Genomic DNA, 20,103 nt, shown 5'->3' on the forward strand with positions numbered 1-20,103 from the left:
GGCTGCGTTTAAAAATATTAATTGACCAAATAAAAATAATATGAAACAAAAGTTACTCTCAATTTTATTGCTGAGCTTATTCTCGTTTTCTGTTGCCAAAGCTCAAAGCAAAACCATTACCGGCACTATAACCGGTAAAGCCGACGGAATACCATTACCGGGTGTAACCGTATTGGTTAAAGGTACCAATACCGGTACCCAAACAGATACTAAGGGAAATTACAGCATTGATGTATCCGGCAACACAGCCACGCTTATTTTCTCATACATCGGTTTTAAAACGGTTGAAATAGCCGTCGGCGATAACGTTAATATTAACGTTATGCTTGAAGATGACAGCCGCCAGTTATCTGAAGTGATTGTTACCGGTTATCAAACCAAAACCCGCACGGACCTGTCTTCGTCAATTGCGGTTGTAAGCGGCAAAGAAATCGCCGATAAGCCCATACCCGGCATTGACAACCTGCTGCAGGGTAAGGCCGCGGGTGTGCAAATCACTGCCGAAAATGGCCGGCCGGGTGCCAACGCTTTTATTCGTATACGCGGTGTAGGGTCAATCAGTGCAGGCCAGCAGCCCCTTTTGGTGGTTGACGGGATACAGATCCCTGACGATGTATCGCCACAGTTTTACAACACGCTGAATGCCAACGACGTCGAAAATATTTCGGTATTAAAAGATGCGGCAGCGGTATCGCTATATGGCGCGCGCGGTTCAAACGGCGTTATTGTTATTACTACAAAAACCGGTGCCAACACGCCAAGCCAGATTACCTACAGTTTTCAGTACGGTACCAACGCTAAATTGCCTGATAATTTTAAACTGATGTCCACAGCGCAAAAGCTGCAATATGAGTATGATCTGGGTTATGAAAATTATGAGTTCTCTACCTGGCTGCAGCAAAGTGGATTTCCTGAGGGCACAACTATTTTTGATATTACTGATGCCGAACGGCAGGCTGGCTGGAATAGCTTGATAGCCAACTCTCACAATTGGTTTGATGATATCTTGCGTACCGGCAAAATTCGGCAGCACCAGGTTAGCGTAAGCGGCAGTGATGCCAAAACCAACTACTATGTATCATTGCAAAAATATGACGCGGACGGCATCACCCAGGGGTCAGACTTTAAACGTTATGCAGGGAAAATAAATTTAGGTACGCAGATAAGGCCCTGGTTATCATTAAGCAATAATTTAAGTGTTGGCCAGCGCACCACCAAGGAACTAAGGGATACCTATAATTCGCAAAACCCGTTTTATGCTATTTACGGCTATAACAGCTACGAACCTGTGCGTAATCCGGATGGTAGCTATAATATAACCAGTCAGGGTCTTAACGTGCTGGAAGGTATTGAGAACCAGCCCGAAACAAAAAGATTTTTAAATGGATACAACAGTACTACCCTTGATTTTCATCCTGTTAAAGGCCTAAATATATCAACCCAATTAGGTTTAACTTATGAAGATTACAAGCAGGAGTATTTTGTAAAACCCAACTCAATACTTGACGAATACATTGGCGACCCATCGGCGCGTGGTTCAAAACGCGACCTCGGCATAACCGAATTTGCATATGATTGGATAAACAAGATCATTTACAAGTTTGATGCAGGAAGCGACCATCATTTTAATGTATTAGCTGTTCAGGAATTCCAAAAAGATATAACTACCGGGTATACCCTGGAGAAAAAGGGTTTCGCCCGAGGCGACCTGAGTACCCAGGATAACGGCGCAAGTAACACCGGTAACAATACTACAACCAGGACAATCTGGACACTGGCGTCGTTATTAGGCGAGATAGATTATAATTATAAAGGAAAGTATTACTTAACCGGTATTATCCGCCGGGATGGTTCGTCAAGATTTGGTGCTAACAATAAGTATGGTACTTTTTACGCCGCGAGCCTATCATGGCTGCTTACGCAGGAGGATTTTCTGAAATCGGCCGACTGGCTTAACGTGTTGAAGTTACGGGCATCAATAGGTACCGCCGGTAACTTTAGCGGGATCAACAATTATCAATCGTTAGATATATATAAGTTCGGCAGGTATAATAACCAGTCTACATCATTCCGTTTCCAGATACCTAACCCGGACCTGACGTGGGAAAAAAAGCTGAAGCGCAACATCGGGGTTGATTTTGAATTATTTAACTCACGCCTCACCGGTTCGTTTGAATATTATAATGAAGCTACCAGCGCTTTGTTGCTTGAGCTTCCTGTATCGCAAACCACAGGCTTTAGCTCGGTAGTAAAAAATGTAGGTGCAATGAACAATAGCGGAATTGACGTTGCGCTTAGCTGCGACATAATTCGTAGCAAAAACTGGAAGTGGAGCGCGTACGGTAACTTTAATTATAACCGAAACCGTGTTACTGAGCTTTATAATGGCGCAACGCAGATAGATGATAACAACTTGTTAGGCACCACTAAGCCAAGCTACGCAATTAATACTTTTAAGCTTGTTAGGTACGCGGGTGTTAATCCCGAAACAGGTGCCGCCCGTTATTACACTAAGGACGGTGAAATAACTGAACAGTACTCAAGCGATGATGCTGTACTACTGGAGGGCAAAACACCGGCACCAAAATTCTTTGGCGGTTTTGGCACCAGTGTGAGTTATAAGGGTATTGACCTCTCTGCCGATTTTACATATACCCTGGGCAACTATGTGTTTAATTATAACAAAGAAATACTGGTATCATGGGGCGACCAGGTGTACTATCCGCAGGCAACCGAAGCCTTGAATTACTGGAAGAAACCGGGTGACGTTAATGTACTGCCAAAAGCTGATCCGAATAACTTTACTTACGACACCGACCTATACCTGCAAAACGCTTCGTTTGTAAGGCTGCGCAATGTCACCCTTGCGTACACCATACCGCAGGCTATTACTAAAAAGTATAAAGTGCAATCGCTCAGGGTGTTTGTTACAGGCCAAAACCTGCTGACTTTTAACCCGCATAAATTCTTTGGCGATCCTGAAGTGGGTTTAGGGAATGAAGAAGATTTTGTGGATGACATACGCGGGCAAACAACCCTGTTTACTTATCCTACCACCAGGCAGTTCACTTTTGGTGTTAATCTAACCTTTTAATAACAGCAAAGCATAAAAAGATGAAAAAGATATATTTATACACATCACTTATCCTGTTGTTAGCTGCAGGCGGATGTAAAAAGGAACTTACTCAAAATCCATATGATGGTGTACCCACCGATCAGGCTTTTAATACGCCGGCTGATTTTACTAATGCTATACGCGGGGCTTATGTAGCCCTCCGCGGAGCGTCGTACTACGGCGGACAGGATAATGGTGCTATGGTAAGCACGCCTGATGTACTTTCAGACAATCTGGTGCTTAACCAGGCCGGCCGCAAATCACAATTAAAGTTTTACGTTTACAACTATGTGGGCAATGATACCTGGGAGCTATGGGGAAATGCCTACAACGCAATATCACGGGTAAACCTTTTATTACAAAACCTAAGTAAGTTACCGGATGGTGAATTTAAAGACAATGTTCACGGCGAAGCCTTGGCTATACGCGCGTTAGCACATTTCGACTTATTAAGGGTGTATGCCAAATCTTATACGTCTGCAAATGACAACGATTTGGGTGTGCCTTTCGTAACTTCAGTAGATCCTACTTTACTACCAGCGCGCACTCCGCTTAAACAAGCTTACAGTTTAGTTGTAACGGATTTTGAAGACGCTATTGAACTGTTAGCCCAGGATAATGACGTTGGTCGTATTCATAAAGCAGCCGCGGAAGGCCTCTTATCACGTGTATATTTATATATGGGTGAGTGGCAAAAGAGCGCTGACGCGGCCACCGCGGCAATTGCCGATGTGCCTGCTGCTAATGACCTGGCAAGTCCGGATGAATTTGACGATATATGGGTGGATGCGACAGAAAAAGACGTGCTTTTTAAGATCAAGAACCTTGATGCTGATATCACTCCGGTAGGAGTAGGCTATAAACAAAGTACCTCGCAAGGGGTAATTCCTGAATATAGTGTCGACTTTGCATTTTATCAGCTATTTACTGATAACGATGTTCGCAAAAACGCTTACATCGGCGAAACAGAATACAATGGTATAGACTATCTTTATGTTAAAAAATATAGCGGGAAACGAACAGGCGATGCAGATGTGGTTGATATAAAGGTGATACGTATGGGTGAGGTATACCTTAACCGTGCCGAAGCATATTACAACCTTAACAACGAGGCGGGCGCGCTTGAGGACCTGAATACACTGCGTAGCAGCCGCTACACCGGCTTTGTTGACGGCGCCGAAACCGGTACCGCATTAGGCGAGGCCATACAGCAGCAGCGGCGCCTTGAGCTGGCTTTTGAAGGTTCGCGCTTTTTTGATCTTAAGCGCCTGAATAAAGCTATAGAGCGGTCAGACTTTGGAGACCGGGCAGACGGATCAGGCATACCGGCATCAGTAAAAACTTTGCCGGCTAATGATTTGTACTTCCTGCTTCCAATACCACAGGCTGAGATAAACGTTAACCCGAACATGAAACAAAATCCCTACTAATTATAAAATACCCCCGGCGGTGGGATAACCATTACCAACGCCAGGGGTATCTTTGGAAAGGTGATTTTTGCATATTACATGGGCAAATCACTCATTATGTTTGTAACAACCAGATAGTTTGTCGTTAAAATATTTGGTCAGTTAATAGTTTACGAAAAGTCAGATACGCGAGGTATCTGACTTTTTGCTTTATCGGTTAGGTGACTGATAGGGCAATAACATGGATGAGTAATCTATATCACAATGGTTATAATGTGCGAAAATCACTTTTATTACCCGGACCCTGTAACGTATTCAAATAATATACGTCCCTTGTTTAAACCTATTAATAAATATGAAAAAGATAATTTTACTAGTTTTTACAGTAGCCGGTGGCTTATACGTGCAAACTTTAGGGGCCGAGCGGCATGAACGTGATAACAGGCATGACCAGCGGACGGCTAAGTATGGCTGTAGGAAATCCATAAATGCCAATTCCGCGCAATTTTCTTCATCAAGAGTGTAATTTTTGTTTATCCGGTTTTCTTATTTGATATTGCGGCTGTTAACACAATATGCAGAAGCGAAGAAAACGGATTTTACTTTATACGGTATCATTAATCACTCTTGGGTTTATTTTGCTGTCTGTATTTGTCTCTCTTTTTCCGGACAGTACGATTGACAGGCAATTTTCTGAAGAAGTACAGGAGCACAGGTTCCCCTTGCTTGATATTGCCATGAAAATTGTTAGCTATCCCGGGTATGTTTATGTAGCAGCACCCATGGCGTTGGTAACAGCAATGGTGTTTTTTGTTTTCAGATTTAAAAAGGAAGCCCTGTTTTTTGTACTCACGCTGTCGTCCGGCGCGGTGAGTTCTGCCGTAAAAATGCTGATAAACCGACCCCGGCCACATGCTGATGTGGTAAGGGTTATTGAAGAAACCCGCCAGCAAAGCTTTCCGAGTGGACACACCCAATTTTACGTTATATTTTTCGGACTGATGGTTATAGTGATGTATAACCTGAAAACGGTGCCGTTGTGGCTTCGGCTCAGTGCTGCCCTTGTATCATTGGGTATGATTTTCACCATACCCTTTTCACGTATATACCTTGGCGCACATTGGTTTACCGACGTGCTCGGCGGATTTTTATTAGGGTTGTTATGCCTGTTGGCATTGGCTTATTTTTATTTGAGGAAAACAGGGGAGCAAATCTAACGCTGTGTTTTCTATTTCTATCAGCCCAAAATCTCTTTGATGTCCTCTGCGGACAGAGATTTAATAAAGCTTTCTTCGGTAGTAATGAGCGCGCGTGCTACGCTGAGCTTGCGTTGCTGCAAAGCCAGTATCTTTTCTTCAACCGTGTCTTTGGTGATGAATTTATAGATAAATACATTTTTAGTTTGGCCTATACGGTGTGTACGGTCAATAGCTTGTTGTTCAACCGCCGGGTTCCACCATGGATCCAAAATAAATACATAATCGGCCTGGGTAAGGTTTAGGCCCACCCCGCCGGCCTTTATTGATATCAAGAATACCCGTGTAGTTTCATCCTCCTGGAAACGTTTCACCACATCGCCGCGGTTTTGGGTACTGCCGTCAAGATATACATAAGGTATTCCCTCCGTATCAAAATGATTGCGATAAATACCGAGTTGCTTTACAAACTGCGAGAATATAAGCACCTTATGCCCGCCATCAAGTACATTAGCCAATGTGTGTATTACGTTCTCAAACTTGCCCGAATCACCTTCGTAATCGGCGTCTATCATACTCGGGTGATTGGCTATCTGGCGCAATTTAATAAGCCCTTGTAATACTTGTATATGCTGTTTAGCATAGGTTCCGTCTTCCAGGCTCCGTAACAGTTCATTTCGATATTCTGATTTTACTTTTTCATACACTTCAGATTGCTCTTCACTCATCTGGCAGTAAAACAGGTTTTCGGTTTTAGGCGGCAGTTCCGTAGCCACCTGTTCTTTGGTGCGCCGCAGTACAAAAGGCTTTATCAGTGCCTGCAAGCGGCGCGCCTTTTCCTCATCTTTCTTTTTTTCTATGGGTGTTACAAATTCGTTAAGGAAGAACTGCTGGGCACCCAATAAACCTGGGTTTATGAATGACATCTGCGTCCACAAGTCGTTAACCGAATTTTCTACCGGCGTACCGCTCAATATCAGTTTATACCGCGACTTTAACTGTTTAACTGCCTGGTATGATTTTGATGAAGGATTTTTTATGTTTTGGCTTTCGTCCAATATTACATAATCAAAAAAATATCCCTTAAACAAGTCTATATCTATCCGGCTGATGCCGTATGTTGTTATAATAACATCGTAATTTTTAAATACATCCGGCGACTTGTACCTGAAAGTGCCGGTATGGACCATCATTCTTAAACGGGGCGCAAATTTTTTTGCTTCATTTTGCCAGTTGTATATCAGCGAGGTTGGCATGATCAGCAGTGAAGTACTGCCGGCACCTTCGGCTTCGGCATCTTCTTTATGTTTTTGCAGCAAGGCCAGGGTCTGTACCGTTTTTCCCAGGCCCATGTCGTCTGCCAGGCACCCGCCAAAATGATAATTCTTTAAAAAATGAAACCAGTTATAGCCCGCTTTTTGATAGGGCCTTAACATGCCCGCAAAATTTACCGGCATTTCAACTTCTTCCAACTCTTCAAAATCGCTTAGCTTTTGCAGTCTCCGCGTCATGGTAATACCGGCCAGCTCACCATCTGTTAGCTCGTTGATTAATCCGATATGGTGGCGTCGCAGTTTGAGTTCGTTGGCACCCTCGCTAAAATGCAGCAGATTGCCATATTGTGAAAACCATTTTTCCGGTATTACCGCTATCTCGCCCGACGGGAGCAGGAACTCCTTTTTGTGGTTAAGTATATGATTTTTTAGCTCGATAAATGGTATACGATAAGGGCCGAAGTATACCACCGCATTGATATCAAACCAATCGTTGTTCTCTTTTACTTCTAGGTCTATTTTACTGGTACCAAAAACATAGCGCTTTTGGCCTTCAGGCTGTTCAATTTCAAAGCCCTCATTTACCAGCGCATCATGATGCTGGTTAAGCCACTCAAAAACCGAGAATGAATTATCAGCATCTTCATCCCCACCGGCTACTTCTAAATTTTGAAATAATGACGAAGCAGTTTTGAGGCCCAGATTCTCCAGCAGGGCCATTTTGTTTTTCTCCCAGGTAATCGAACGCTTTATGCGATGGAATAGATAGTCATTTCCGTTACGCTCAATGCGTACCGACACATGCCGGCCGTCGCCATACGGAAATACATATCCCGCATATTTAAAATACAGCTGTAACTGTGAGGTGCCGCCTTCTATGTAAATAGGTTTTAAAACAGGTTTTGCATCATGTTTTTCGGTATTTATAGTAAAGCCCTCGGCATATACGTTATGTTTCTCTATCAGCGGGGCAACAAATTTTTCAAAGTAAGATTGCTCTGACGCACGCGGGATGGCGATGAAGCGTTTATTTAAAAAAGGTATAAGTTTTTTACCTTCAATTTCCTTGTCAAAATAATACAGTGTATCGTCCAACAACATCCAGGCCGGATGGTTGCAAATAACCTCGGCGTTTTTAAACATAAACTCGATACGCATCCCCTGGTATTTAATAGTAGGGAAATATCTTATCTCGGTATCGTCACGCCTGAAATGGAACAGCACAGATGCCGGTTCAGCAGCAATATGCAGTTTACGCTCCGCCGGATAGCCCTCCTTGCTCATCAGGTAAATCTCTTTTTCTGCAAGTAGTGGCAGCGCCTCGGCCATTCGCTTTTCAATTTTTGGACGGATGACGTCGAAAAGCTGTTCGTTAAAAACCCTGGCGAAAAATTCAAAGGGCCGGATTGGCTTTTTGTAGTATCGTTTTATCACATTGCCCTGCTCAATTTCTTCAAGAAGTTTTATCAACCGCATATCAGTATGCTCAATGCAATGATTAAATTCCTGTGCAGTATTACTGAATAAACGCTGGTGAGTTAATGAAAATTCGCCGTTGGGGTTAAGCTGAACAATGTGTGGCTCAATAACAAAGCCCAAATACTCATGCTTTGCAATCGCATAGATAATTTGGCAGGGTTTCGAGCTGTCGACGCGTAACATTAATATTTGTTAAAAATTAATGTAAGCTACATCAACAAAAAATTCAAACGTAAACAGAATTTAGGGGATTACGAAGTGTTTTACGGAAAAGTTTTTAACAGGCATGGAGGATTATGTCCTAAACGCGTCGTTACGAGCAATAGCGTGGCCATCTCTTTAAGCTTAGACCATTAAAAGTGAATTATGTAGTTCAGTTCTTCCTTACGGCAACGACGTGCTGAGAAAACTATTTACTCAACTTTTCAACTATCTGCCCTGTAGTTAACTTCTCCTGCAACCCGCTTGTCATATCTTTAAACGCCAACAGGCCGCTGGCCATTTCTTCGCTGCCTATCAGGATGGTATAAGGTACCTGTTTGCTGTTGGCATACTCCATCTGTTTTTTGATCTTAGCCCCGGCAGGATATAGTTCAGTGTTGATTTCGAGTCCGCGCAAGCGCTGCAATAGTGGTAAAGCATAGCTTTCAGCATCTTTATCAAAACAGCATATTAATACTTGAGTACCCTGTACAGCTGATGACGGGAAAAGATCGAGCTCTTCCATCACATCGTATATCCTGTCGGCACCAAACGATATGCCGGCACCCGTCAGGCCTTTTAAACCAAACATGCCGGTCAGATCATCATAGCGGCCACCTCCGCCAATGCTGCCCATTTGCACTTCGTTAGTCTTCACTTCGAATATTGCGCCGGTGTAGTAGTTGAGTCCGCGGGCCAGGGTAATGTCCAATTCAAGCAAACCTTTTTGCAAAGGCGTAGCCTTAATGTAATTAAGCACCGTTTCTAACTCATCACATCCCTGTAACCCAATAGGTGAGTTAGCCAATGCTTTACGCAGGCTTTCCAGCTTTTCGGTATTTGATCCCTCAAGTAATATCACTGGTTTTAATTTGTTGATATCCTCTATCGTAAAGCCTTTATTACTTAATTCCGCAATTACGCCGTCCAGTCCAATTTTATCCAATTTGTCAATAGCGACAGTCAAGTCAATAATGTTATCGCTCTTATCTATAACCTGTGCTATTCCGGATAGAATTTTTCTATTATTGATTTTTATGGTAAAATCACGGAGACCCAATTTGCTTAATGCCTCATCATAGATCAGTATAAATTCCGCTTCATTTAACAGGGAATCAGAGCCTACCACATCGGCATCACATTGATAAAATTCTCGATAACGGCCTTTTTGCGGCCGGTCTGCACGCCATACCGGTTGAACCTGGAAGCGTTTGAAAGGGAAGGTTATTTCGTTTTGGTGCTGCACTACATAACGCGCGAAAGGTACGGTAAGGTCATAGCGTAATGCCTTTTCTGAAATTTCTGAGATTAAAAGGTTCGAATCTTTAAAAGCTAACTTATCAGCATCCACTTTAGCGAGGTAATCCCCGCTGTTTAGTATTTTAAATATTAATTTATCGCCTTCGTCGCCATATTTTCCTGTCAAGGTGCTTAAATTCTCCATGCTTGGCGTTTCAATTTGCTGATAGCCATACTTACGGAATACGGATTTAATAGTATCAAAGATAAAATTGCGTCGAGCCATTTCAGCCGGAGAAAAATCGCGTGTGCCCTTTGGAACAGATGGTTTGATGGATGCCATGCGGCAAAGGTAAAAAATTGCAAGGGAACAGCGAATTAATAGAATGCCCCAAGTTACGGTGCACCTATGTTGAAATTAACAGTTCGATGTTAAAAATTCACAACTTTAGTACCCCATGTTAATCATTCAATTATAAGTAATTTTGCAGCATGACAAAAGCAAAGCCAACTATACTGGTTGTAAATGACGACGGTATCACAGCGCCGGGTATAAAGGCCTTAATATACGCCATGAATGATATAGGCCGCGTGGTGGTAGTGGCGCCAGACAGTCCGCAATCCGGCATGGGGCATGCCATAACCATTGGCAAGCCGTTGCGGTTTGATAAAGAAGAGATATACGAAGGCATTGAAATGTACAAGTGCTCGGGCACACCTGTAGATTGTGTTAAGCTGGCTGTAAACCTGGTGTTTAAAGGAAAGAAGCCCGACTTGTGCGTCTCGGGGATAAACCATGGATTAAATAACTCCATTAATGTATTATATTCCGGTACCATGTCAGCAGCGGTTGAAGGTGCTATAGAAGGTATACCCTCCATTGGTTTTTCATTGGATGATTACACATTGCAGGCGGATTTTAAGCCCTGCATCAAATACGTTAAGGACATTGCCTTGCAGGTACTGGAGCACGGCCTGCCGCCTGCCACCCTGTTAAATGTTAATTTCCCGATAGCCGAAAAGTTAATGGGAATAAAAATTTGCCGTCAGGCCAATGCTAAATGGGCCGAAGAATTTGACGAGCGTATAGACCCCCACAAACGCCCGTATTATTGGCTCACCGGTGTATTCCAGTTAAATGACCAGGGTGAGGATACTGATGTGTGGGCGTTGGCAAATGGATACGTCTCAGTAGTGCCTGTGCAGTTTGACATGACAGCACATCATGCTATACCTGTATTGAATACCTGGAAATTTAACGATTGAGTAGTGGTTACATCTAAACACATGTTTGCAGAATGAAGTACTACCTGGTAGCCGGCGAAGCATCAGGCGACCTGCACGGCGCTAACCTGATAAGGGCGCTGAAACAGCAGGATGCCGATGCAGAGTTCCGTTTTTTTGGCGGTGACCAGATGCAGGCGGAAGGCGGTACGCTGGTGAAGCATTATGCCGATATGGCTTACATGGGCATAATAGAGGTAATAGCGAACCTTCGTACTATTTTAAAAAATATGCGGCAGTGCAAAAAGGATATACTAGCCTGGCAGCCGGATGTATTAGTGCTTATTGATTTTCCGGGTTTTAACCTTAAAATAGCCGATTTTGCAAAGGCAAATGGCATTTTGGTGTGCTACTATATATCTCCTAAGGTTTGGGCATGGAACCAAAAGCGCGTGTTAAAGATCAAAAAGGTGGTTGATCACATGTTTTGTATACTACCGTTTGAAGTAGATTTTTACAAACGATGGGATATGTATGTTGATTATATAGGTAACCCTTTATTTGACGCCATATCGGCCTTTACGCCCGATCCTGATTTTTTACGCAACAACCGTCTGGAAGGCAAAAGCATCATAGCCTTGTTACCGGGCAGCCGAAAACAGGAATTGCGATATCTGCTTGCTGATATGGTAGCCGTCCAGGACAAATTTCCAAGTCATCAGCTGGTGATAGCCGGGGCACCGTCTTTTACTGCTGCGGATTATACATTTTATTTAAATGGGCGCAACGTCCCGGTGGTATTTAATGCTACGTATGATTTGCTTACACATGCTCAAGCGGCTGTGGTAACATCAGGTACGGCCACCCTTGAAACAGCCTTATTCAATGTGCCTGAGGTAGTGGTATACAAAGCAAATGCACTCATGATAGCTGCTGGCCGTTTACTGGTTAAACTAAAATACATATCGCTAGTAAACCTGATAGCCAATAAGCCGATTGTGACCGAATTGATACAGGAGGAGTGCACGCCGGCAAATATTGCCAAAGAGCTAGACTTGATATTGAACGATGATAGTTACAGGAGGGTAATGCTGGATGGTTATGATGACTTAGATACCAAAATGGGCAGCCCCGGTGCTTCATCCAGGGCGGCAAGTCTTATAATAAACTACGCAAATAAAAAGTAACCGTGGTAAAACGCTCAGTGAGCCACCTTTGCCAGCACCCGCATCAGTGAGGCGTCCAGGATAGCGCTGAAAATACTTACTTTATCAGTGCTACTGTCACTCACCAGGTCTCCAGGATAAATGAAATAATTAACACCAATGGCTTTTAAAAAGTCGTCTGTATCCCGGTTAGGTTTAACTTTATAGCAGCAGATTTTTGTTTTGTTATAAAAAGGATTCATTCTTAACCTGCGAACAATTCGTTCAAGATCGCACTTAACGTATTCATAGTCGAACAGGACAAGATCGGGTTTAAAATCAAAAATAACAGGGAATAAACGGTCAATTTCAGGCACGTGTTTAACATAGTCATATTCGGCAGCCAGGCGGCGCGGGCAGTTATCAGGAGCAACCAGTAATACTTTGTTAAATCTTCGTCGTATCATGCTAAGTAAATTAAGGGATTTAAAAATAAAATGTAAATTCCACAATGTCAAGCATTTATTGACTAAATTGCTATAATTAGTCTGCTAAGTCATAAAAAAACTAATTATATATAACCAAAAACGCCCTTGACTTATTGTCAAGGGCGTTCTTTTTTAAGTATGGCGCCTTATTTTATTTCAAAAACGGCCTGTATCTGGAAACTCAGCTTTATTTTTTTAAAATCAATGTCAGACTCGGGTGCGCTGGCATCGGCAGCCTGTTCCCTCACCATCATGTTGGCAGCTTTATACATCAGCGGTTGCGGATAGTTGCTGTTATCATTTTCAACTATATTAATGGCGCCGCCTAATTTATCTCCCAGGCTGGTTAACAAATAGGTAGCCTTGTCACGAGCTGCCAGTAATGCCTGTATCTTTAATTCTTTTTTTACTTCGGCCATCTTTGAATAGTCATAACTATCAATGTTGGTGTACTGGATGCCTTTCGCATCTATTTTACTAAGTATCTGGTTATATTTATTTAAATCACGTACGCGTAAGCCGTACTGTTTGCTGGCTAAAAATTCAGGGTTTTTCTTTTTTTGTATGATGTAGTTCCAGCTCGAAACGTTCATCACGGTAAAGTCTTCTTTAGGGATACCGGCTTCCTGCACAGCTTTTTCCAGTTGCTGCTCTAACTGGCTGATGGTAATCTTTTTCTTCCCGTCCATATACTCTTTAAGAGATATGGATACATTCAATATATCGGGAGTAACCTCTTTTTCGGCAATGCCGGTAACCTCAATTTTACGACGAAGATCTACTGATTGTGCAAATGTGGTCGTGGTGGCGGCTACCAGGGCAGCCATTATAAATAGTTTTTTCATGATCTGAATAATATGTTTATAAGCTATAGACGTTTTCAAACTGCAAAGTGCAACATGCAACAAAAACATTACACAAGCATGTGTAGCAACAATAGAGGGAAATGAATGTTTTAGGCTGCTATTTCTTCTTTTTGGCGTCGTGCTCAAAAATCTCTGTGCGGGTAACAACCGAGTCGGCATTAAAGTGGATATAAAGCCGTTTAATGTAACTTGGCGGCATCGTATCAAGTTTCATAGCTATGTCGTAATACATAATTTGTTTCTTAAACCCCTGTGGCCGGCCAAGCGTATCAGTCACCCGCTTTAGCTTCATACCCTTAAAGTTATGCGTTTGCAACAGGTTGTCAAGCATATTAGCACGATAGGTAAATTCAATTCCGTCCTTGGTTTCACTCCAGCGTTTACGGTCAAACTTGTCAAAGTTGTTGCAGCCCGCAATTATTACGAGGAATGCCAAACAAATGAAAGTAATAAACCGTCTCATGCTACGAATTTACACGTTTTTAAGCAGGTATGCTTTAAAGGCCTCAAAATCGGCGGGTAATTGTACAGCTTGCTTTTCCTTACCTTCCAATTCTTTAACAGATGCAGGAATGGTGATATTTGAAGCAATATCTGCAGGTATAACATCAGGAAATTTGCAGGGATGCGCAGTTGAAAGGAACACGCCGGTTACTTCTTTGTGGTCTGCATGCCATTCTTTCAATGCTTTCCAGGCAATAGCAGTATGCGGGCAAACTACATAATTATAATCGGCAAATACCTGCTTAAGTGCTTCAAGGGTCTCATCGTCATTGTAGCTATAGCCTTCAATTAGCTTATTCAGTTTTGCAGTATCCTCTTTAAACAGGTCGGCAATACGCACCCAATTGCTTGGGTTACCCACATCCATAGCATTTGATATGGTTGCTACCGATGGCTTGGCATTGTAAATGCCGGTTTTTAAAAAGGCCGGTACGGTATCGTTAGCATTGGTTGCCGCTATAAACTGCTCAACCGGCAACCCCATTTTCCACGCCAGCAAACCGGCACCTATATTGCCGAAATTGCCGCTGGGCACACAAAAGGCTACTTTACTTTTCCCCTGCCTTAAAAGCTGGGCGTAAGCGTTAAAGTAATAAAACGTTTGCGGTACCAGTCTTGCTATATTAATGGAATTAGCTGATGTTAAGCGATATTCACTATTTAGCTCAGCATCAGTAAAAGCTTGTTTAACCAGTGCCTGGCAATCGTCAAAAGTGCCGTCAACTTCTAACGCGCGGATGTTTTGGCCATTGGTTGTTAGTTGCTGCTCCTGAACGCCGCTTACCTTGCCCTTAGGATATAGGATAGTTACGCGGGTGTTGGGCACGCCTAAAAAACCTAGCGCTACAGCGCCGCCGGTATCGCCGGAGGTAGCTACCAATACATCAAGCTGCTTTTCGCCTTTTTCAAGGAAGTAGCTCATTACACGGCTCATAAAGCGCGCGCCAAAATCCTTAAACGCCAGGGATGGACCATGGAAAAGCTCCAGTACATATACGTCCTCTTCCAGTTTTATTACAGGTGCATCAAAGTTGATGGCATCTTCTATTAAAGCCTTCAAGTCGGCCACCGGGATTGTGTCTCCTAATAACGTTTTGGCTACTTCAAAAGCAATCTCAGGCAAAGTGTACTTATCCAGGTTGTTGATAAACTCGTCGCTCAAACGCGGGATAGTCACTGGCATATATAAGCCCCTGTCCTGCGGCATACTGTTAAAAACTGCTTCTTTGAATGATACGCTTGACGATGTATTGTTGGTACTGTATAGTTTCATGGTATTTTTGGAGTGTTTTATTTCGTCATTGGCAGGTACTAAGCATTCTCTTTAGATGTTCACGGTGCTAAGCCTATAGAGATTGCCACGCTGTCGCCCGCAATGACGGGTGGGCCGTTACCCTATTACTTTTGGCCCGCCATCATTTATTGGCGATACATAGCCGTTTGATCCAATTTTAATATTAGTTAGGTGTTGCTGTAATTTTTGGGTGATCAGTTTAGCGGTCTCCTCATCGCGTGTAAAAGCGAATACCGACGGACCTGACCCGGATATACCAAAGCTAACCGCGCCGTTCTCCATCGCTATTTCACGCATCTTATAAAAATCAGGAATAAGCATTGAACGTACAGGTTCAACCAGTACATCCTGCATGCTGCGGCCTATCAGGTCAACATCCTGCATAAACAAACCGCTTACCAGGCCGGCAATATTGCCCCATTGGGTTACGGCGTCTTTCATTTGTATTTTATTGCGGATGATCTGCCTGGCCTCGCGGGTAGGCACATCTACGTCAGGGAAAACAATAGCACAATACAAGCCTTTAGGGCTTGGCAGGCGCACTACATCAAGCGGGTCATAACTGCGTATTAGCACAAAACCACCTAAAAGGGCAGGTGCAACGTTGTCCGCATGTCCATGGCCGCAGGCCATTTCTTCACCCTTCATAGCAAAAGGAAGCAGTTTCATCGGGTCGGTATCGTCACCCAGTAAAGTTTTGATAGCAAATAAACCTGCTACCGTACTGGCCGAACTTGAACCCAAACCGCTGCCAATCGGCATTTTTTTGTGCAGTTCAATATCTAAACCTATATCGCTGCTGCCAATGCTGTCAAGATAATGCTGTACGCTTACGCTCACCGTATTTTTTGCCGGATCAAGCGGTAAACGGCCGTCGTCACCTGTTATTTTGCTGATAGTAATGCCCGGTTTATCTTTCCGGCGCATAATTACTTCATCGCCCGGTTCATTCACTGCGAAACCCAGCACGTCGAAACCGCATACTACGTTAGCCACTGTGGCTGGTGCAAAAACATGAACACTTTCCAAACTTCCCAACCCGGTAGCATAGGATGAGGATTCTTTTTTTACTTCTTGTATATCGTTGCTCATTACTTTCTATTCGTTAACATACCCCGCCGGTTCAAAAGCGGAGATAGCTGTATACTGCTATTCTTCATGCTTAACTCTTGAATCTCAGTTAGCACCTACATTTATCAAATCGGCAAATACGCCAGCAGCCGTCACTTCAGCGCCTGCGCCGGGTCCTTTTACTACCAGCGGGCGCTCTTTATACCTGTCGGTAGTAAATGATATGATATTGTCGCTGCCTGACAGCATGTAAAACGGATGGTTCTCATCAACCATTTGCAGCGTGATGGAAGCCTTGCCATCTTCAAGTTTACCTATATACCTTAATACCTTACCTTCAGCTTCCGCCTTATCTTTTATGGCTGCAAAATAAGCATCTTCCTGTTTAAGGCAGGCATAAAAATCCTCAACGGTGGCAGCTTCTAAACATGATTTCGGCAGCATGCTCTCTATCTCCACGTCAGCAGCCTCCAATGTATGGCCGGCATCACGTGCCAAAATCAATATTTTACGCATAAAGTCGGTGCCGCGAAGGTCGTCGCGCGGGTCGGGTTCGGTATAGCCTTTTTCCTGTGCCAGCTTCACCACGTCATGAAAGTTGGCATCGCCTTTAAACTGGTTAAAAATAAACGAGATAGTGCCTGACAATATCGCCTCAATGCGCTGCACACGGTCGCCGCTGTTCATCAAATCCTTTAGCGTGCGGATGATTGGCAAGCCGGCGCCAACATTTGTTTCATAGAAGAAATCAACGCCATGCTGCCTCGCGGCGTCGCGGAACCGTTTGTATTGGTCGTACGAACCTGAATTTCCTATTTTGTTGCAGGTAACCACTGATATGGTTGAGTTTAATACTTCCTCGTAAAATTCAATTGGTTTCGGACTGGCTGTGTTATCAATAAACACGCAGTTAGGCAGGTTCATATCCTTCATTACATCAATAAACGCGCGCAGGTCAGCCTGTTTGTTGGAAGCCTCCAGTTTTTCTTCCCAGTTATCCAGATTTATGCCGTCGCTGTTAAAGATCATTTTGCGTGTATTGCTAATGCCCACAATCTTCACTTGTATGCCGTTCTCTTTACGTAAAAATTCGGTGTGTGCGTTAAGTTGTTTAAACAGCGTTTTACCAATGTTGCCGGTGCCAAGGCAAAAAGCATAAAGCGTTTTATACAGGTCGACAAAAAAAGCGTCATGCACGGCGTTAAGCGCCTTTGCCAGGTCGTGCTCGCCAATAATAACAGATATATTGTACTCAGATGAGCCCTGCGCTATAGCGCGTACGTTAACACCGTTGCGGCCAAGGGCATGAAATAATTTGCCTGAAACACCCGGTGTTTGTTTCATGTTTTCGCCAACTACAGCCAGTATGGCCAGGTTATCCTCAATAACAACCGCATCAAGCTTATTGGCAAGCAGTTCAAGTTCAAACTCCTGCTCAATAAGTGCTTTTGCCCTAAGTGCATTGTCAGGCTGCACCGCAAAGGTTATGCTATGCTCTGACGACGATTGGGTAATTAATATCACATTGATCTGCTCGCGCGCCAACAGAGAAAATAGTCGGCCACTAAAGCCCGACTTGCCCACCATGCCGCTACCCTGCAGGTTTAATATGCTGATGTTATTGATAGATGAAATGCCCTTAATTGCCAGGTTTGATTCGCGGCAGTCGTGTTTTATTACTGTGCCTGCAAATTCCGTATCAAAAGTGTTTTTGATAACAATAGGGATTTTTTTTAAAAATGCCGGTATCATTGTAGGCGGGTATATTACTTTCGCGCCAAAGTACGACAGCTCCATCGCTTCGGTATATGTAAGCTCAGGTAGCGGAAATGCTTTTTTTACCATTCGCGGGTCGGCTGTCATCATACCGTTAACGTCAGTCCATATTTGTATTTCCTCAGCGTTTAGCGCCGCGCCAAATATCGCCGCGGTGTAATCACTGCCGCCACGGCCCAGCGTAGTTATTTGCCCCTCCCCGTTACTGGCAATAAAACCGGTTACAAACAAAACCTTGTCAGTATTAGCCTGGTGCAGGTCACGAATCAGCAATTCAGTGAGTTCTGTATCCACCTTGGCATTGCCATACGCACTATCGGTCTTTATTACGTCAGATGCATCTACAAAAAACGCATTTTTAAAGTGCTGCGCTGCAATTTTGCTAACCATGATTGTTGAGCACCTTTCGCCAAAGCTAACTATCAAGGCACGCGTTTTAGGAGTAAGTTCGCGCAAGGTCAATACCCCCTGCAGCAGTTCTTCCAACTGGTTAAATTGTATTTTAAGGCGTGTAAATGCCGGGTTCTGGTTTGATATTTCCAGAAGGCTCTTTACTACGTCAAAATGACGTTTTTCCAGTTCGGCCAGCTGTGCCGTAAATTCATTGCCTTTAGCAGCTTCTTCAGCCATATTAATCAGCAGGTTGGTAACACCACCCATTGCCGATAAAACAACAACCGGCTTTTCGCCGTTATCCACTTCCTTTTTTACGATATCAAGCAAGGTGGTTATGCTGTTAACCGAGCCTACGGAAGTACCGCCAAATTTTAAAACTTTCATCTTCAGTATAAATTAAACAAAAACGCCTTCCTCTTGGCGGAGGAAGGCGTCAGTTGGTTCTTATATTTTTACACCATACGATTATCTTCCTCCGAAATATACCCCGGTGGTAATAATAGTTGTAATTATGGTGTTGCTGGTAAACATTTTTGTAAGCGTCTTATTAAAAAGACGCCGCAAATAAAGCAGTAAATTTTTAAAATTGCAAACTCAATCGCGTTTTATTTCAATTTTCAGCGTAAATGTTGGGTTTAAATCTTTTCGCCAGTAATGCGGTAGCCAGCGAGGTGTCAATCTCAGTAACCAAAACTCCCGGCTCGCCGTATGGCTGCCAACCTAAACACACACCATTGGGGGCTATAATGGCTGATGCGGATTCGGGATAGCGCGATGCATAGTTAATGCCGGCAACATATATCGTATTCTCAATAGCACGCATCATGGTTGCCTTTTCATAATACGGATTATCTTTGTGTCCCCATTCAACTAACTCTACCCCGGTTGTATCGCTGCCGTTACAGTGCGGATGAAAAACAATTTGTGCACCCTGCCGTGCCGCCCATCTTACAGTTTCACCGTAGCGGAAACCTTCATGGCAAATTACTATACCAAACTTTACGCCGTTAACCTCAAAAATTTGACGTCCCTGACCAGCGTCCCACAACTCGTCTTCTGATGGATCCAACTGATTTTTGGCTTGGTAACCAAGTAGTTCACCTTTAGCAGATACAACCTGTGCCACGTTAAGATATTTACCATCATCGTACCAGTCCATCGGTATAATAATGGCTATATTATTTTCAGCAGCAATGGTTTGTACCGTTGCCAGGGCGTTTTGCATCTTTTCAGGAGAAGGCGACTCAACCTCAAAACCCATCAACGGATAACCCGGCAGGTACGATTCAGGAAAGCAAACAATATCGGCTCCTTTATTAGCGGCTTCGCGGGTTTGTTTTTTTACCCATTCTAAGGCTTCAGCTAAGGTTTTTACAAATGGTGGTGTAGCAAGCGCTATTTTCATGGTCGTGAACAGTTGATACGG

The 20,103-nt window shown here is 43.5% G+C and carries 15 protein-coding genes; 6 read left to right on the forward strand and 9 right to left on the reverse strand.

Annotated features, from left to right (window positions below):
• Window positions 1–40 precede the first annotated feature (40 nt).
• The 4 genes from DJ568_RS10835 (at window position 41) to DJ568_RS10845 (ending at window position 5,741) form a co-directional block, all read left to right on the forward strand.
• Window positions 41–3,094 (forward strand): SusC/RagA family TonB-linked outer membrane protein, encoded by a 3,054-nt coding sequence (locus tag DJ568_RS10835; RefSeq protein ID WP_114005287.1) that lies wholly within the window; start codon window positions 41–43, stop codon window positions 3,092–3,094.
• Window positions 3,095–3,114: 20 nt separating this feature from the next.
• Window positions 3,115–4,545 carry a RagB/SusD family nutrient uptake outer membrane protein gene (locus tag DJ568_RS10840; protein ID WP_114005288.1) on the forward strand — a complete coding sequence of 477 codons (1,431 nt, stop codon included), beginning with the start codon at window positions 3,115–3,117 and terminating at the stop codon, window positions 4,543–4,545.
• Between the two features lie 334 nt (window positions 4,546–4,879).
• Window positions 4,880–5,050 (forward strand): hypothetical protein, encoded by a 171-nt coding sequence (locus DJ568_RS17210; RefSeq protein ID WP_158534923.1) that lies wholly within the window; start codon window positions 4,880–4,882, stop codon window positions 5,048–5,050.
• 49 nt (window positions 5,051–5,099) lie between these two features.
• Window positions 5,100–5,741, forward strand: coding sequence for a phosphatase PAP2 family protein (locus tag DJ568_RS10845; protein ID WP_114005289.1), 642 nt, complete (start codon window positions 5,100–5,102; stop codon window positions 5,739–5,741).
• 20 nt (window positions 5,742–5,761) lie between these two features.
• Here DJ568_RS10845 and DJ568_RS10850 read toward each other — a convergent pair whose 3' ends face one another.
• Complete coding sequence (locus DJ568_RS10850) at window positions 5,762–8,656, reverse strand: DEAD/DEAH box helicase (protein ID WP_114005290.1); 2,895 nt, start codon at window positions 8,654–8,656, stop codon at window positions 5,762–5,764.
• 226 nt (window positions 8,657–8,882) lie between these two features.
• Window positions 8,883–10,256, reverse strand: coding sequence for a histidine--tRNA ligase (gene hisS / locus DJ568_RS10855; RefSeq protein WP_114005291.1), 1,374 nt, complete (start codon window positions 10,254–10,256; stop codon window positions 8,883–8,885).
• Between the two features lie 149 nt (window positions 10,257–10,405).
• On the opposite strand from hisS, the gene surE reads away from it, so the two are divergent.
• Both surE and lpxB read left to right on the forward strand, forming a co-directional pair.
• Window positions 10,406–11,179, forward strand: coding sequence for a 5'/3'-nucleotidase SurE (surE, locus tag DJ568_RS10860; RefSeq protein WP_114005292.1), 774 nt, complete (start codon window positions 10,406–10,408; stop codon window positions 11,177–11,179).
• 32 nt (window positions 11,180–11,211) lie between these two features.
• Entirely contained in the window at window positions 11,212–12,324 is a 1,113-nt protein-coding gene (gene lpxB / locus DJ568_RS10865) for a lipid-A-disaccharide synthase (RefSeq protein ID WP_114005293.1), read from the forward strand.
• Between the two features lie 14 nt (window positions 12,325–12,338).
• Here the strand turns inward: lpxB and DJ568_RS10870 are convergent, their stop codons facing one another.
• The 7 genes from DJ568_RS10870 to DJ568_RS10900 all read right to left on the reverse strand — a co-directional run bounded on the left by DJ568_RS10870 (window position 12,339) and on the right by DJ568_RS10900 (window position 20,082).
• Window positions 12,339–12,749 (reverse strand): hypothetical protein, encoded by a 411-nt coding sequence (locus DJ568_RS10870; RefSeq protein ID WP_114005294.1) that lies wholly within the window; start codon window positions 12,747–12,749, stop codon window positions 12,339–12,341.
• Between the two features lie 167 nt (window positions 12,750–12,916).
• On the reverse strand, window positions 12,917–13,615 hold the full coding sequence (locus DJ568_RS10875) for an SIMPL domain-containing protein (protein ID WP_114005295.1): 699 nt from the start codon (window positions 13,613–13,615) through the stop codon (window positions 12,917–12,919).
• 118 nt (window positions 13,616–13,733) lie between these two features.
• Window positions 13,734–14,072: a hypothetical protein gene (locus DJ568_RS10880; protein WP_147238745.1), complete on the reverse strand. Its 339-nt coding sequence runs from the start codon at window positions 14,070–14,072 to the stop codon at window positions 13,734–13,736.
• Window positions 14,073–14,108: 36 nt separating this feature from the next.
• On the reverse strand, window positions 14,109–15,413 hold the full coding sequence (thrC, locus tag DJ568_RS10885; protein WP_114005297.1) for a threonine synthase: 1,305 nt from the start codon (window positions 15,411–15,413) through the stop codon (window positions 14,109–14,111).
• Window positions 15,414–15,530: 117 nt separating this feature from the next.
• A complete protein-coding gene (locus tag DJ568_RS10890; protein WP_114005298.1) occupies window positions 15,531–16,526 on the reverse strand; it encodes a homoserine kinase in 996 nt (331 codons plus the stop codon).
• Between the two features lie 84 nt (window positions 16,527–16,610).
• Window positions 16,611–19,061 carry a bifunctional aspartate kinase/homoserine dehydrogenase I gene (gene thrA / locus DJ568_RS10895; protein ID WP_114005299.1) on the reverse strand — a complete coding sequence of 817 codons (2,451 nt, stop codon included), beginning with the start codon at window positions 19,059–19,061 and terminating at the stop codon, window positions 16,611–16,613.
• 226 nt (window positions 19,062–19,287) lie between these two features.
• The gene (locus tag DJ568_RS10900) at window positions 19,288–20,082 is read right to left on the reverse strand and encodes a carbon-nitrogen hydrolase family protein (RefSeq protein ID WP_114005300.1); all 795 of its coding nucleotides are present in this window, start codon (window positions 20,080–20,082) and stop codon (window positions 19,288–19,290) included.
• Window positions 20,083–20,103: the final 21 nt, after the last annotated feature.

The organism is Mucilaginibacter hurinus (assembly GCF_003324525.1).
GTDB lineage: Bacteria > Bacteroidota > Bacteroidia > Sphingobacteriales > Sphingobacteriaceae > Mucilaginibacter > Mucilaginibacter hurinus.

Bases quoted from the DNA above. Each gene is read 5' to 3' on its own strand.
- hisS (WP_114005291.1), bottom strand. From the start codon at position 10,256: ATGGCATCCATCAAACCATCTGTTCCAAAGGGCACACGCGATTTTTCT.
- DJ568_RS10870 (WP_114005294.1), bottom strand. From the start codon at position 12,749: ATGATACGACGAAGATTTAACAAAGTATTACTGGTTGCTCCTGATAAC.
- DJ568_RS10845 (WP_114005289.1), top strand. From the start codon at position 5,100: ATGCAGAAGCGAAGAAAACGGATTTTACTTTATACGGTATCATTAATC.
- DJ568_RS10835 (WP_114005287.1), top strand. From the start codon at position 41: ATGAAACAAAAGTTACTCTCAATTTTATTGCTGAGCTTATTCTCGTTT.
- DJ568_RS10840 (WP_114005288.1), top strand. From the start codon at position 3,115: ATGAAAAAGATATATTTATACACATCACTTATCCTGTTGTTAGCTGCA.
- DJ568_RS10850 (WP_114005290.1), bottom strand. From the start codon at position 8,656: ATGTTACGCGTCGACAGCTCGAAACCCTGCCAAATTATCTATGCGATT.
- DJ568_RS10875 (WP_114005295.1), bottom strand. From the start codon at position 13,615: ATGAAAAAACTATTTATAATGGCTGCCCTGGTAGCCGCCACCACGACC.
- lpxB (WP_114005293.1), top strand. From the start codon at position 11,212: ATGAAGTACTACCTGGTAGCCGGCGAAGCATCAGGCGACCTGCACGGC.
- surE (WP_114005292.1), top strand. From the start codon at position 10,406: ATGACAAAAGCAAAGCCAACTATACTGGTTGTAAATGACGACGGTATC.
- DJ568_RS10890 (WP_114005298.1), bottom strand. From the start codon at position 16,526: ATGAGCAACGATATACAAGAAGTAAAAAAAGAATCCTCATCCTATGCT.
- DJ568_RS10900 (WP_114005300.1), bottom strand. From the start codon at position 20,082: ATGAAAATAGCGCTTGCTACACCACCATTTGTAAAAACCTTAGCTGAA.
- thrA (WP_114005299.1), bottom strand. From the start codon at position 19,061: ATGAAAGTTTTAAAATTTGGCGGTACTTCCGTAGGCTCGGTTAACAGC.
- thrC (WP_114005297.1), bottom strand. From the start codon at position 15,413: ATGAAACTATACAGTACCAACAATACATCGTCAAGCGTATCATTCAAA.
- DJ568_RS17210 (WP_158534923.1), top strand. From the start codon at position 4,880: ATGAAAAAGATAATTTTACTAGTTTTTACAGTAGCCGGTGGCTTATAC.